Origin of the sequence: Tsukamurella tyrosinosolvens (assembly GCF_900104775.1) — a bacterium.
Classification (GTDB): Bacteria; Actinomycetota; Actinomycetes; order Mycobacteriales; family Mycobacteriaceae; genus Tsukamurella; species Tsukamurella tyrosinosolvens.
This window is the reverse complement of record NZ_FNSA01000003.1, coordinates 589,629-602,413: the sequence shown is the minus strand read 5'-3', so window position 1 is coordinate 602,413 and position 12,785 is coordinate 589,629. Positions and strand designations below refer to the sequence as shown.

The 12,785-nt window shown below is 72.2% G+C and carries 16 protein-coding genes; 8 read left to right on the top strand and 8 right to left on the bottom strand.

What is annotated here, in order from left to right:
* Positions 1-40: 40 nt before the first annotated feature.
* Positions 41-940 carry a LysR family transcriptional regulator gene (locus tag BLW32_RS04285; RefSeq protein WP_068740776.1) on the top strand — a complete coding sequence of 300 codons (900 nt, stop codon included), beginning with the start codon at positions 41-43 and terminating at the stop codon, positions 938-940.
* Here BLW32_RS04285 and BLW32_RS04280 read toward each other — a convergent pair.
* Positions 922-1,695 (bottom strand): methyltransferase domain-containing protein, encoded by a 774-nt coding sequence (locus BLW32_RS04280; protein ID WP_068740775.1) that lies wholly within the window; start codon positions 1,693-1,695, stop codon positions 922-924. The genes BLW32_RS04285 and BLW32_RS04280 overlap by 19 nt on opposite strands.
* A 36-nt stretch (positions 1,696-1,731) precedes the next feature.
* Between BLW32_RS04280 and BLW32_RS04275 the strand changes: the two genes are divergently transcribed.
* Both BLW32_RS04275 and BLW32_RS04270 read left to right on the top strand, forming a co-directional pair.
* Entirely contained in the window at positions 1,732-2,532 is an 801-nt protein-coding gene (locus BLW32_RS04275; protein WP_197467582.1) for an ABC transporter ATP-binding protein, read from the top strand.
* 38 nt (positions 2,533-2,570) lie between these two features.
* On the top strand, positions 2,571-2,804 hold the full coding sequence (locus BLW32_RS04270; protein WP_068740773.1) for a hypothetical protein: 234 nt from the start codon (positions 2,571-2,573) through the stop codon (positions 2,802-2,804).
* A gap of 42 nt (positions 2,805-2,846) precedes the next feature.
* On the opposite strand, the gene BLW32_RS04265 is transcribed toward BLW32_RS04270, so the two are convergent.
* Positions 2,847-4,520, bottom strand: a complete 1,674-nt coding sequence (locus BLW32_RS04265) for an HNH endonuclease signature motif containing protein (protein WP_068740772.1) — start codon at positions 4,518-4,520, stop codon at positions 2,847-2,849.
* Positions 4,521-4,734: 214 nt separating this feature from the next.
* On the opposite strand from BLW32_RS04265, the gene BLW32_RS04260 reads away from it, so the two are divergent.
* The 4 genes from BLW32_RS04260 to BLW32_RS04245 all read left to right on the top strand — a co-directional run bounded on the left by BLW32_RS04260 (position 4,735) and on the right by BLW32_RS04245 (position 7,406).
* Positions 4,735-5,319, top strand: coding sequence for a DinB family protein (locus BLW32_RS04260; protein ID WP_068740771.1), 585 nt, complete (start codon positions 4,735-4,737; stop codon positions 5,317-5,319).
* A 74-nt stretch (positions 5,320-5,393) separates the two neighbouring features.
* Positions 5,394-5,915 carry a MerR family transcriptional regulator gene (locus BLW32_RS04255; protein ID WP_068740770.1) on the top strand — a complete coding sequence of 174 codons (522 nt, stop codon included), beginning with the start codon at positions 5,394-5,396 and terminating at the stop codon, positions 5,913-5,915.
* A 1-nt stretch (position 5,916) separates the two neighbouring features.
* Positions 5,917-6,900 carry an aldo/keto reductase gene (locus BLW32_RS04250; protein WP_068740769.1) on the top strand — a complete coding sequence of 328 codons (984 nt, stop codon included), beginning with the start codon at positions 5,917-5,919 and terminating at the stop codon, positions 6,898-6,900.
* A 95-nt stretch (positions 6,901-6,995) separates the two neighbouring features.
* On the top strand, positions 6,996-7,406 hold the full coding sequence (locus tag BLW32_RS04245; protein WP_139286061.1) for a hypothetical protein: 411 nt from the start codon (positions 6,996-6,998) through the stop codon (positions 7,404-7,406).
* 11 nt (positions 7,407-7,417) lie between these two features.
* On the opposite strand, the gene BLW32_RS04240 is transcribed toward BLW32_RS04245, so the two are convergent.
* From BLW32_RS04240 to BLW32_RS04220, 5 genes are read right to left on the bottom strand one after another with little or no spacing between them, the layout of a single operon-like run.
* A complete protein-coding gene (locus BLW32_RS04240; protein WP_068740768.1) occupies positions 7,418-7,909 on the bottom strand; it encodes an SRPBCC domain-containing protein in 492 nt (163 codons plus the stop codon).
* A complete protein-coding gene (locus tag BLW32_RS27880; protein ID WP_231857323.1) occupies positions 7,906-8,235 on the bottom strand; it encodes an ArsR/SmtB family transcription factor in 330 nt (109 codons plus the stop codon). Before BLW32_RS27880 ends, BLW32_RS04240 begins: the two co-directional genes overlap by 4 nt.
* Positions 8,232-8,693 carry a VOC family protein gene (locus tag BLW32_RS27875; protein WP_068740767.1) on the bottom strand — a complete coding sequence of 154 codons (462 nt, stop codon included), beginning with the start codon at positions 8,691-8,693 and terminating at the stop codon, positions 8,232-8,234. Before BLW32_RS27875 ends, BLW32_RS27880 begins: the two co-directional genes overlap by 4 nt.
* A 32-nt stretch (positions 8,694-8,725) precedes the next feature.
* Positions 8,726-9,850 (bottom strand): YbfB/YjiJ family MFS transporter, encoded by a 1,125-nt coding sequence (locus tag BLW32_RS04225; RefSeq protein WP_068523762.1) that lies wholly within the window; start codon positions 9,848-9,850, stop codon positions 8,726-8,728.
* Between the two features lie 9 nt (positions 9,851-9,859).
* Positions 9,860-11,242, bottom strand: a complete 1,383-nt coding sequence (locus tag BLW32_RS04220; RefSeq protein ID WP_068523760.1) for an MFS transporter — start codon at positions 11,240-11,242, stop codon at positions 9,860-9,862.
* Positions 11,243-11,302: 60 nt separating this feature from the next.
* Here BLW32_RS04220 and BLW32_RS04215 point away from each other — a divergent pair, with 60 nt between their 5' ends.
* Positions 11,303-11,962 (top strand): TetR/AcrR family transcriptional regulator, encoded by a 660-nt coding sequence (locus tag BLW32_RS04215; RefSeq protein WP_082791277.1) that lies wholly within the window; start codon positions 11,303-11,305, stop codon positions 11,960-11,962.
* Between the two features lie 7 nt (positions 11,963-11,969).
* On the opposite strand, the gene nagB is transcribed toward BLW32_RS04215, so the two are convergent.
* Complete coding sequence (gene nagB, locus BLW32_RS04210) at positions 11,970-12,749, bottom strand: glucosamine-6-phosphate deaminase (protein WP_068740766.1); 780 nt, start codon at positions 12,747-12,749, stop codon at positions 11,970-11,972.
* Positions 12,750-12,785: the final 36 nt, after the last annotated feature.

The window sequence follows — 12,785 nt, the reverse complement described above, 5'->3', positions numbered from 1 at the left end:
GTGAAATGCATGGATCTGCCGATCCTGATAGAAAGAACGCATGACCGCAGCTGGTAGGCCCGTTCCGAGCACGTCGGACGACCTCGCGCGGTTCATCACGCTCGCCGAGACCGAGCACATGACCGACGCGGCGGCGGCGCTGCGGATCACCCAGCCGACGCTCTCGCGCACCCTGGCGCGGCTGGAGGCGGACATCGGCGCGCCGCTGTTCGACCGGCGGCACGGCCGGCTGGTCCTCAACGCGAGCGGCGAGATCTACCTCGACCACGCGCGGCGGGCGCACGCCGAGCTGGAGGCCGCCCGGGCGCAGATCGCGGACCTGCGCAGCCCGTCACAGGGCACGATCCGACTCTCGTTCCTGCACTCCTTCGGCGTCGCGCTGGTGCCGCGGTTGGTCTCGGGCTTCCGGGAGCGGGAGCCGCGGGTGACGTTCGAGCTGTCGCAGTTCGCCGCCGGGACGGTCACCGAGCGGGTGCTCGCCGACGAGGCCGACCTCGCGATCGTCTCGCCGCGGCCCGCCACGAGCGCCGTCGCCTTCGGGTTGCTCGCGGTGCAGCGCCTGGCGCTGGCCGTGCCCGCGGGGCACCCGCTCGCGGAGCGCGCGTCCGTGCACCTCTCCGAGGCCGCCGACGCGGACTTCATCACGATGCACCCGGAGTTCGGCCTGCGGCGCATCCTCGAGGAGCGCTGCGCCGCCGCGGGTTTCCGGCCCCGGATCGCTTTCGAATCCTCCGAGTCGTTCACCGTGGCCGGCCTGGTCGCGGCGGGCCTCGGAGTGGCGCTGCTGCCCGTCGACGAGGACCCGCTGTGGCCGCCCGGCCTCGTGCTGGTGCCCATGTCCGGGCCCGCGCCGACCCGCGAGGTGGGCCTGATCTGGCGGCCCGATACGGCTCTGCCGCGCGCGGTGCGCGCGTTCCGCGACTACGCCCTCGACGCCTGATCACGGCTCGCGACCGCGAAGATCCGTCGGAACGGCAGCACCGTCCCGAAGCCCCTTGGTGGATAGGCGAGGTTCAGCTCCGCCTTGTACCGGGCGACGAAGTCCTCGCGCTCGGCACCGTCGAGCCGCGCGAGCACGGGTCGCGCGCCGGTGCCGGAGACCCATTCGAAGACGGCGTCGGGCCCCTGCAGGACGTGCAGGTACGTGGTCTCCCAGACGTCGACCGTCCAGCCGGGGCGCTGCAGCGCCGCGAGGTATTCGGCGGGGTCACGCACGTCGATGCGGCGGAAGTCGGTGATGCCGTACTCCGCGGCCAGGCGCCACAGCAGCGCGTGCGAGGGCGCGTCCTGGTTGCCCGGCACCTGGAAGGCGAACGCGCGGGCGGCACCGTCGGCGGTGGCGGGGAGGAGGTCGATGTGCCGATCGACCCACTGGTACATGGCGTTCGAGACGATCACGTCGGGACGCTCGCCGTCGGGACGCCACGCGGCCGCGTCGCCGACCGCGAAGGTCGCGCGGGGGTCGGCGACGTCGGCACGGGCGCGGTCGATCATCTCCGCGCTGGAGTCGACGCCGTGGATCGCGGCCTCGGGCCAGCGGGCGCGCAGCGGCTCGACGTCGTTACCCGGGCCGCACCCGAGATCGACGACGGTGCGCGCGTCGCCGGGGACGCGGGCGAGCAGGTCGAGGAACGGCCGCGTCCGCTCGTCGCCGTATCGGAGGTACTGGGATGGATCCCACCGATGGGAAGTCATACAATCATCCAATCAATTTGAGTGGAGAGGTGGACTGTGACTGATACCGCGACGAACGATCCGCACGTGCTGAGCATCGACCACGTGGACCTGGTCCGCACCGGTCGCAACCTCCTCGACGACGTCTCCCTCACCGTACGCCGGGGCGAGCACTGGGTCCTGTTGGGCGCGAACGGGGCCGGGAAGTCGACGCTGCTCGGCCTGTGCGGCGCGGTCACCCACCCGACGCGCGGCACCGTCGACGTGCTCGGCAAGCGCCTCGGTCGCGTCGACATGCGCGAGCTGCGCACGCACATCGGGCACGTCAACCCGCGCCACCGCCTCGACGCGCCGCTGACGGTGCGGGACGTGGTGATCACCGGCGTGACGAACACGCCGGAGTTCCCGCCGCGCTGGGCGCCGACCGAGGGGCAGCGCACCAGGGCGGACGAGCTCGTCGAGACCCTCGGGATGTCGCGCCACATCGAGTCGCGGTGGCCGACGCTCTCCCAGGGCGAGCGGGGTCGGGCGCTCATCGCCCGCGCGCTGATGGGCGATCCGGCCCTCCTGCTGTTGGACGAACCCGCGACCGGGCTCGACCTCGCCGCGCGCGAGCGGCTGCTGACCACGGTCGACGGTGCGCGGCGCGCCCACCCCGAGCTCGCCTCGATCCTGGTGACCCACCACCTCGAGGAGATCCCGGTGACCACGACCCACGCCGTGCTGATCCGCGACGGGCGGATCACCGCGGCCGGCGCGGTCGACGACGTGCTGACCACCGACGCGATCAGCCACGCCTTCGACCACCCGATCTCCATCGCGCGGCGGGACGGTCGCTGGACGGCGCGCTCCCACTGACGGAGCGCATCGCGGCGGCAGCGCTCCATACTGAAGACATGGATGCAGGTGCCGCGGTGATCATCGTCGTCGCCATCGCGGTCACGATCGTTCCCATCATCCTCATGGTCGTCGTGCGCCGCCGACAGAAGCGCGGTGAGTGGTCGGGCGGCTTCACCCCCGGCTTCCGGAAGTGGACGCTCGACGAAGAGGACGAGTGGAGAAACGTGCCGCCGTCCAGTCACCACATCGGCAGCAACGACCACAGGCCTCCGCCTGGAGGCCAGACCTGATCCCCGGCGCGACAGGACTTTCACGGCAACCCGTTTCGTCGCTCAGAAGGGCGGCGGCGCGAGGGGCTGCGTGTCGTCGTAGACCAATCCGGCGGCGAGCGCCTCGGCGCGCTCCCGCTCCCGGGCACGTTCCTCCGCCACGGCGGTGCGGTGTTCGCGGTGTTCTTCGCGCAGGAGGTGGTTCTCCGCGCGGAGGGCGCGGCGGGCTTTCGCGCGTCGCTTTGCGGCGGATGCGAGGCCGTCGGGGTTCTTGAGTTTCGGTGGCGTGGGTTCGGGGGCGTCCCAGATGATCCGGTCGAGCCCCGGTAGGAGTTCCCGGGCGGTGCCGGGTGGGACGGTGTGCACCCCTCCCGCGGGGTGCCGCCATTCGACGGTGCCGTCCGGTAGGAGGTCGGAGAGCCAGCCGGTTTCCGTTTTGATCCGGTGGTGGAAGCCGCACAGCGGCACGAGGTTCCCCGCAGTGCCCTCGCCCGCGACCGTCGTCGCCCCGCCGTCGGCGGGCTGGTGGTGGTCGTATTCGGTGACGTGGTCGGCCTGGCAGCGGTCGGAGGGCACGGTGCAGCCGGGGAAGACGCAGGTGGCGTAGGTCAGGCGCATGACGAGCAGCTGGTACCAGGTGGGCCGGTACCCTCCGGCGCCGCGGGCGTGCACCTCGCCGGTCGCGGGGTCGCGGCGGCCGAGCACCCGCCACTGCGTCCGCGTCGCGGCGATCAACTCCCTGGCCTGTTCGACGGTGACCGGGCCCGTGATCCCCGGATCCCCCGTGAGGACCACCGCTCCGCGGTCCGCACCGACACCATTGTCGGGATCGCCCGCGTCAGCATCGGCGCCGGAATCGGCCGCGAACAGGTCGGATTCGGGTGGGGCTGCGTCCACATCGGCGGCGTCAGCGAGATCGGCGAGATCGGATTCGTTGAGCACGATCACCGCCAGCGCCCGAACCTCCTGCGACACCGCACCGGTCCGCGGCCTGGCCTCGCGCAGGTCACACGCGTCCGTGCCACACCGGCAGCCCAGGCTCTCGTAGCCCTCGGCCAAGGCGACGAGCGCGGCGACCTGCCGCTGCCCCATCGTGCGGCCGTCCGCCCGGCACACCGACTGCGCCAGCGGGCCGACCAGCGCGGACAGCCGCAACGCCTGATCCTTGGGCATCACCGCCTCCAGATCGACCAGCCCGTCGGCGCGGGCATGGAACTCCACGCGCTCGCGCGGCTCCGCCGGCGGCGTCTCCCGCGCCGCCGCGGGGTCCAACCCGACCAGGACGCCCTTCGCCGCCTCCGCCACCGCCCGCACCGACAGCGACTGCCCGCTCCGGGCGGCCAACCACTCCGTGATCCGCGCATCGAAGACGACCGCGACCCGATCGTCCAGGACGGCCGCCGATGCTCGCAGGACCTCGCGCACCACCGCCGGACTCACCGTCCCGGCGGCGAACAACTCGAACAGGCGCGGGCACCGCTCCCGCAGATCCAGTCCACGATGCACCGCCGACGCCGCGGCCGTGCGACCCGTGCCCAGCGCGGCACCGACCTCCGCGACCAACTCGTCCCAGTCGTCCACGAACCGGCGCGACGACTCCTCCCGCACCCGACGGGCGTCATCACGCAGCTCGTAGAGCCTGGTCAGCACGGCCGACCGTTCCGCCTCCAGCCGGTTCTGCTCGGCGGTCAACACCCGCAGGCGAGTCAACGCACCCGCCGCGCTGAGCCCGGACACCGCACCATCGAACACTCGCGGCAGAGGGGTGCACACCCGCCTGCCCAGTGTGAATGCGTCATCCGAATAGCTCATGTCTTCTATTCTACGAAGCCATTTTCGAACGAAGATGGGTCTTGACACCACTTTTCCAGGGCGACATCGTGCACCGGCGATCCCTGTCAGTGGCACACGGTTCACTGCACTCATCCGCACCATCAGCTAGGAGATCCTCATGCCCTTCATGGCACCACCGGCCGATTCCGAGCGCGCGGGCCTCCGCGGTTTCCTCGCGCAGCAGCTCGACGGCCTGCGGCACACCGCGTTCGGTCTCACGGAGGCGCAGATCCGCCTCTCCCCCGCCCGCAGCACGCTCACCGTAGGAGGGCTGCTCAAGCACGTCACGCTCACCGTGAACGCCTGGTCCGCGCGGGCCGAGGCGGCGCCGGAGCTGTTCTCCGACCCTCGGCTGGACGCCATGGCCGAGGGCGACGACTTCCGGGTCCGTGAGGATGAAACCCTCGCCTCCCTGCTCGCGGCCCACGACGCCGCCACCGCGCGCGCCCTGGCCGTCGCGGACACCGCGGACCTCGACGCGGTCGCCCCCGCGCGTCCCGCGCCGTGGTTCCCGGACGGATTCGAGGGGTGGACAGTCCGCTGGATCCTGCTGCACGTCATCGAGGAGGTGGCCCGTCACGCCGGCCACGCCGACATCCTCCGCGAGGAGATCGACGGTGCCACCGGCTACCCGCTCATCGCCGCCGCGGAGGGCCTGGGAGACCTGGGCTTCGTCCAGCCGTGGACGCCCGACAGGGACTGACGCGTCGCTGGTGACGCGGGCATCGCGGGAACGGTGTTGACTTCGAGTGCGCTCGAAGGCCTAGCGTTGCTCACGTGGTCGCACGCACGGAAGAACTCGCATCCATCGTCCGCTCGCGCGGGCCGCTGCCCAGCGCGGCGGAGATCCTCGCCGGACCGGCCCAGGAGGGGCCGCTCACCGTCGCCGAACTGGCGGAGCTGGTGGGCGTCTCGGGCCACACGCTGCGCTACTACGAACGGGTCGGGCTCGTCACCGTCGACCGCGACGGCGCAGGGCACCGCCGGTACGGCCCGCAGGCGATCGCGCGGGTCATCTTCCTGACCCGGCTCCGCCTGTCCGGCATGCCGATCGCGGACATCACGGAGTACGTGCACCTCGTGGACGGCGGAGACGCGACGGTCCCCGCCCGGCTCGCGCTCCTCAAGGCGCACCGCGCCCGCACGGCCGCGCAGATCGAGGAACTGCAGTACTCGCTCGCGGTCATCGACTACAAGATCGCGACCTACGGCGGCGCGCTCGGCGACTGCACCGCCCCCGGCGGCCCCGGCGGGGCGCCGGGCACCGTCTCACCCGACAAACTCGACCCGGAGGACTGACATGATCCCCACCCGCACCCTCGGCGACCTGCGCGTCTCCGCCCTCGGCCTCGGCTGCATGGGCATGAGCCATGCTTACGGCACCGCCGACCCCGACGAGGCCCGCGCCACCCTGGAGGCCGCGCTCGCCGCCGGCGTGACGCTCTACGACACCGCCGACATGTACGGCAACGGCGCCAACGAGGAGTTCCTCGCCCCCTTCGTGCAGGCCCACCGCGACGAGATCGTGCTCGCCACCAAGTTCGGTTTCGTCAACGACGAGAACGCCAAGCCCGTCGGCCTCGACGGCCGCCCGGAACGCGTGGCGGGGTGCGTCGACGGCTCGCTGCGCCGCCTCGGCGTCGACGTGATCGACCTCTACTACCTGCACCGCGTCGACCCGCAGGTCCCCGTCGAGGAGACCGTGGGCGCGATGGCCGAGCAGGTTGCGGCGGGCAAGGTCCGGGCGCTGGGGCTGTCCGAGGCCACCGCGGAGGACATCCGCAAGGCCGCCGCCGTGCACCCGATCGCGGCACTGCAGTCCGAGTACTCGATCTTCACCCGGGACGTCGAGGACGGTCCGCTGCAGGCCGCGCGCGAGGTGGGCGCCGGCCTGGTGCCGTTCAGCCCGCTCGGCCGGGGCCTGCTCACGGCCGACCGCAAGGCCGTCGCCGCGGCGCTGGGCGGCGACGACTTCCGCCAGTCGATCCCGCGCTGGCAGGGCGAGAACCTCGAGGCGAACCTGCGACTCGTCGACCGGATCGACGCCATCGCAGCGGATCTCAGTTCCGACGGTGCGCAGGTGACCGCCGCGCAGGTCGCGCTCGCCTGGGTGCTGGCGCAGGGCGACGACATCGTCCCGATCCCCGGCACCACCCGGCGGAAGCACCTCGGAGACAACCTCGGCGCCGCGACGGTGACGCTGACCGCAGCGCAGGTCGCGGAGCTCACCGCGCTCTCCGCCGTCGGCGAGCGCTACCCGGAGCGCCTGCTACGGCGGCGCTGACGGCAGCACCAACCGTCCGGCAAGTCCACGCCAAGGGACGGCACCGATCCTGGGTTCCGGCAAGGAGATTCCTCGCCGGGATCCAGGAGGAAGCGGTGCATCCACAGCGGACGAACACCGGGCACCCGACGGGCCAGATCCGGCTCCACTGCCAGCGGGGTCGACGCGGGTTCTGGCAGCGATTCGACCGAGTGGAGCGGATCGTCGACTTCCTCTGGACCCGCGACCCGACGGATCTCATCAACCTGGGCGGTAACGGCCCGGAGGTCTGGGCCACCGTGGACGGCCTCGTCAAGCAGTGGCCGCTGGCGACGATGTGGCGGACGAACACGCTGACGGTGGAGGCGGGCGATCGATTGCTACGCGTCGCCTGCAACACGGACAAGGTCACCTTCACCTGGCAGTACCTGCCCGTCCGCGTGCTCCCCGGACAGACGGTGGACGTCTACTACACCGCGCCCCGGGCCAAGAACCGCGCCGCCACGCTCAGCTTCGCCCCGTCCTGACGCGCCGCCGATCAGCGGGCGCGACCGGCGAGCCCCGCGAGTTGGTCCCGCCACCACTGCGCGAAGCGGAGCGAGAAGACCGGGAGCGGGAAGCCGTGCCGCGCTGCGCTCTCCGGCGGAATCCGGTCCCACCCGAAATGCTCGACGGTGACCCGCGTCGACGGCGGGTGGGCCTGCACCGCGGCGAAGGAGACGTGCAGCTCGGTGTCCTGATCCGGCGTGAATCCGGCCTGGCGCCAGCCGATCACGAAGCCGTAAGGCGGATCCCAGGCGCGGACGGCGCCGATCACGAACTCGGTGCCGTCGTCGTACCGCTCCAGCAGCCGGCCCGACGGCCCGGTCTCGAAGACCATGGTCCCGGTGCGTCCACGCGTGAACTGGAACAGCCCGTTGTGCGCCCACCAGTCGTCGATCCGCTCGGTGAAGGTCGCGAACGCCCGCTCGGGCGTGGCCGGCACGCGCAGCGCCACCAACACGCGGGAGGCATCGGGCCGCGCGGTCACGATTCCTCCGCGAGCAGGTCCTGGAATGCGGTGAGCTGCTGCGCCCAGCCGCGCTCGGCAGCCTCGAGCCACCCGCGCAGCTCGGCCATCGGCGCCGACCGCAGCGTGTAGATCCGCACGCGCGCGTCGTGCACGGGGTGCTCCTCGGTCACCAGCCCGGAGGTGCGCAGCACGCGCAGGTGCTTGCTCAGCGTCGACGGGCTGGCCCCCGTCTCCTCGGCGAGTTCCCCCGGTCGACGGGGTCGGTCCGCGAGGAGTTCGACGACACGGCGGCGCACGGGATCGGACAGCGCCGCGAGGGTCGCGTCCAGCTGAGGTGCCGTCACGTCCAGTTCTTCGCGCGGATCGGCGTGCCGATGGCGGCCTCCGCCTCGGCCCGGCCGACGTCGCGGACGTGCTGGGAGAAGGTCCACACGTGGCCGTCGAGGTCGGCTGCCCGATAGGTGCGGTCGCCGTAGAACTGGTCCTCGGGCTCCTGCACGATCGCGGCGCCGGCGGCGCGGGCGCGCTCGCAGTGCGCATCGATGTCCGCGGCGAGCCCGACGTGCAGCGACTGCGTGTTCACGCCGCCGACGCTCGCCGGGCTGCGCGCCGACTCGGTCCACTCCGAGCCGACCATGATGCGGCCGCCGCCGCAGTCCATCTCGTAGTGGCCCATCGTGGGCTGGTCCGGCGGCGAATCGATCGCCATCGTCGTCTCGAAGCCGAACGCCCGCTCGAGCCATTGGAGAGCCGCCGGGGCGTCGCGGTAGATCACTGCTGCTGCGAAGTTATTCCCATCCATACCTCGCAATTATTTCCCTTTTTGGAAAATAGTCAAGACCCGGCGGCCACTCGATCAGGTGCGGTCCGGCGCGCGACCGCGGCGAGGACCGCGGAGGCGACGAGCACACCACCCGCCGTGAGGAACGCCGCGTCGTAGCCGTCGCCGAGCATCGGCGCGACGACGAGCGGGCCGACGATCTGACCCACGCCGTATGCGGCGGTGAGCACCGCGGCCGAGCGCGGGATGCCGATCCGCGCGCCCGCCTCCATCGACAGCATCACCGCGCCGATGAACGTGCCGCCGAACAGCACCGCGGACACCGCTGCTGCCGCCGGCCCGCGGACCAGCGCCGGCAGCACCGCCGAGACCACCTGCAGCAACAACGCGATCACCAGCAGCGATTCGGCGGAGCGGTACCGGCGCAGCCGCGCCCAGATCAGCGGCGAGACCGCCGCGGCCAGCCCCACGATCACCCACGCCGCGGGCCCCTCCCAGCGTTCGCCGCCGACCGCGACCGCCGCGACCAGGAAGGTCCCGAGCACGATGTAGCCGAGCCCCTCGAGGAAGTAGCTGGTCCCGAGCGCCCACGCGGCCACGCCGGGCCGGGACGGGGCGGCACCGTCGGGCCGGGCGACGGTGCCGGCACCGCCCGGCGGGAGCCGCCACGCGAACAGCCCGAACAGCGCGGTGGCGAGCGCGGCCACCCACCAGAGCGTGCGCCAGCCGACCGCCTCGCCGAGCGCGACGACGAGCACGCCCGAGGCGGCGATGCCCACGCCCACGCCGCAGAAGGCGACGCCCGCCGCCGCGGTCCCGGCGACCGCGCCCGCGCAGTAGACGAAGACGACGGCGCTGGCGAGGCCCGCGATCAGCCGTACCCCGGACCACAGGGGCACGTTCACGGCCAGCACCATCGCGATCTCGCTGGCGACCAGGGCGAGCAGTGAGGCCCGCAGCAGCGCCGTGCTGCGCGCCAGCCGTGGATGGATCGCCAGCGCCAGGGCGCCGAGGAAGTAGCCGAGGTAGTTGAACGTGGCGACGATCGCGGTGGAGCCGGGCGAGATGCCGGTCTGCTCCTGCATGAGCGGCAGGATCGGCGTGTAGACGAACCGGCCGAGCCCCATCGCCGCCGCGAGTCCGGCCAGGGCGCCGAAGCCGAGCTGCCGCGTATTCACTACGCCATTCTAACGAGCGGCCGGTTCCTGCTTCGCGGGCAGGAGCAGCGCGATGGCGAAGGCCGCCGCGACGAGGCCGGCGCTCACCAGCAGCGCGCCGCGGTAGCCCGGGAGGACGGCGGCACCGTCGTTCAGCGCGGCCGCCACCGTGACCAGGATCGCCAGCCCGAGGGCGCCGCCCACCTGCCGGAAGGTGTTGAGGACGCCCGAGACCATGCCCGCCGCGGACGGGGCCACCGCCGCGGTCGCCACGGCCGGCAGCGGCAGGAAGACCATGCCGATGCCCACCGACGTCACGAGCGACGGGATCAGAACGGCGGTGAGGAAGCCCCCGTCGGCGGGGAGCGGGGCGAACAGCAGGAAGCCGACGGTCGCCAGCGCCGTGCCGATCGCGACCACGCGGCGGGCGCCGATCCTCGGCACGAGGCGCGTCGCGATCTGCACGGCGGCCACGATGCCGAAGGAGAAGGGCAGGAACATCAGACCGGTCTTGGTGGCCGAATAGCCCAGTCCCATCTGCAGATACAGCGAGACGAAGTAGAACGCGCCGAACTGCCCCGCGACCACGAAGGCGAACACCAGGCACGGGACCAGCACCTCGCGGCGCCCGAGTACGCGGAAGTCGACCAGCGGCACCGTCGTTCGCCGTTCCACCACGACGAACGCCGCGAGCAGCACCGCGGACACGACGAACCAGCCGAGCGTGCGGGCGCTGCCCCATCCGTGGTCGGTGGCGGCGACGATCGCGTACGCGAGCACCGTCAGGCCCGCGGTGGCGAGCACGCCGCCCGCCCAGTCGGTACGACGGTCCGCCCCCGCCACCGGCCCGGGAGCCGCGTACGTGAGCGCGAGACCGAGCGCGGAGACCACGGCGCCGCAGGCGATGACGGTGCGCCAGCCGAACGCGTCGGTGAGCACGCCCGAGAGCACGACGCCGACCGCGCCGCCGACGGAGGCGCCGATCGCGATGGCGGCGAAGCCCTTCGCGCGCTGCGCCGGCTCGCGGAAGGTGAGGGCGACCGACGTGATCGCGGCGGGCGCGATCGCCGCGGCGCCCACGCCCTGCAGCACGCGCACCGCGATCACCTGCCAGGGCTCGTGGCACAGGTAGGCCCCGAGCGAGGCGACGGTGAACACCGCGAAGCCGAAGCGCAACAGCGCCCGCGGGCCGAACCGGTCGGAGAGCCGGCCCGCGAGGAGCAGCAGCCCGCCGAAGACGATCGCGTAGGCGTTGACCACCCACGACAACCCTTGGGGACTGAAGTGCAGATCGTCGCGGATCGCCCGGAGTGCGACGTTGGTGACGGAGGCGTCGAAGGCGACGAGGAACTGGGAGAGCGCGGCGAGGAGGAGCGCGGCCCGCACCGGAGTTTTTTGTGTATCAAGTAACATAAATCAGAAGGGTAGCCTCAGTCACGGGCGCCCACAAGCCCCCTCCGACAGAATGTGGGCATGCGTCAGATCACGCCGCGCCGCGGCCGCCCGCCCAGCATCACGCGGGAACGGATCGTCGAACGGGCTCTCGTCCGGCTCGACGAGGCCGGCGTCGACGGACTCACCATGAAGGAGCTCGCCGGCGACCTGGGCGTGACCACCATGGCGCTGTACCGGCACGTGAACGACAAGGAGAACCTGCTCGCGCTGGCGCTCGACGCGATCGCGGAGCCGTTCGCGGCGATCACCTTCCCCGAGGATCCGCGCGCCTGCATCCGGATGGCGATGACCACGCTCTACGAGGCGCTCACGGCGCACCCGTGGGTGCCGGAGGCGCTCATCCGGCCGCAGCGGATCGGCCGCGGCGCGCTCCTGCTCACCGACGCCGTGATGGGCGCGGCGTACGAGCTCACCGGCGACCGCGCCGCCGCCCTGGCCGCCTACCGCGCGCTGTGGAGCCTCACCCTGGGCAGCGTGCTCTCCCACCTGCGTCAGCGCGCGGAGGGGACGCCGCTCACCCACGAGCGCATGGACGAGATCGTCGGGACGATGCCGCGGGACACCGTGCCGAACCTGCGCGCGAGCGCGGAACTGGACGCGAAGGCCGCCACCGTCGACGACTTCGCCGCCAGCCTCGCGGCGCTGATGACGGGCCTGTTCGGGCCCGAGGACTCCTAGCGGGGGATCAGAAGGGCTGGTCCGCCGGCTTGTTGGCGAGCACGTGCACGTAGTAGTCCCGCAGGCGCAGCTGCGACGCGGCGGCCTCGTCGATCACGACGGTGACGTGCGGGTGGAACTGGAGCACCGACGCGGGGTTGATCGCGGCGACCGGCCCCTCGACCGTCGCGGCGATCGCCTCGGCCTTGCCCTCGCCCGTGGCGAGCAGCAGCAGGTGCTCCGCCTCGGAGATGGTGCCGAGGCCCTGCGTGAGCACGTGGATCGGCACCTCGTCGATCGAGGCGAAGAAGCGGGCGTTGTCCTCGCGGGTCTGCGTGGTGAGCGTCTTGATGCGGGTGCGCGACGCCAGCGACGAGACGGGCTCGTTGAAGCCGATGTGGCCGTCGGTGCCGATCCCCAGCAACTGCACGTCGACGCCGCCCGCGGCCTTGATCGCGTCCTCGTAGCGCGTGGCCTCGGCGGCGATGTCGGCGGCCGTGCCGTCCGGGCCCTCGACCTTCGCATCGGGGATGTCGACGTGCGAGGTGAACGCCTTGCGGATCACCTCGCGGTAGCTCTCGGGGTGCCCCTTAGGCAGCCCGACGTACTCGTCGAGGTTGAAGGAGACGCAGTCCGCGAAGCTCAGCCCCTCGTCGCGGTGGCGGCGGATGAGCTCCTGATAGGTGGCGAGCGGGGTGGAACCGGTGGCGAGCCCCAGCACGGTGGGGCCGCGGCGCACGTGCTCGGCGACGATGTCGGCGGCGGTGACGGCAACGTCGGCGGGAGTCGGGCGGATCACGATTTCCATGCGGCCAGTCTAAAGCCCTGTGGCGTCGAATACCCG

Coding starts and splice junctions, on each gene's coding strand:
- BLW32_RS04285 (WP_068740776.1), top strand. CDS start 41: ATGACCGCAGCTGGTAGGCCCGTTCCGAGCACGTCGGACGACCTCGCG.
- BLW32_RS04280 (WP_068740775.1), bottom strand. CDS start 1,695: ATGACTTCCCATCGGTGGGATCCATCCCAGTACCTCCGATACGGCGAC.
- BLW32_RS04270 (WP_068740773.1), top strand. CDS start 2,571: ATGGATGCAGGTGCCGCGGTGATCATCGTCGTCGCCATCGCGGTCACG.
- BLW32_RS04260 (WP_068740771.1), top strand. CDS start 4,735: ATGCCCTTCATGGCACCACCGGCCGATTCCGAGCGCGCGGGCCTCCGC.
- BLW32_RS04250 (WP_068740769.1), top strand. CDS start 5,917: ATGATCCCCACCCGCACCCTCGGCGACCTGCGCGTCTCCGCCCTCGGC.
- BLW32_RS27875 (WP_068740767.1), bottom strand. CDS start 8,693: ATGGATGGGAATAACTTCGCAGCAGCAGTGATCTACCGCGACGCCCCG.
- BLW32_RS04220 (WP_068523760.1), bottom strand. CDS start 11,242: ATGTTACTTGATACACAAAAAACTCCGGTGCGGGCCGCGCTCCTCCTC.
- BLW32_RS04215 (WP_082791277.1), top strand. CDS start 11,303: ATGCGTCAGATCACGCCGCGCCGCGGCCGCCCGCCCAGCATCACGCGG.
- nagB (WP_068740766.1), bottom strand. CDS start 12,749: ATGGAAATCGTGATCCGCCCGACTCCCGCCGACGTTGCCGTCACCGCC.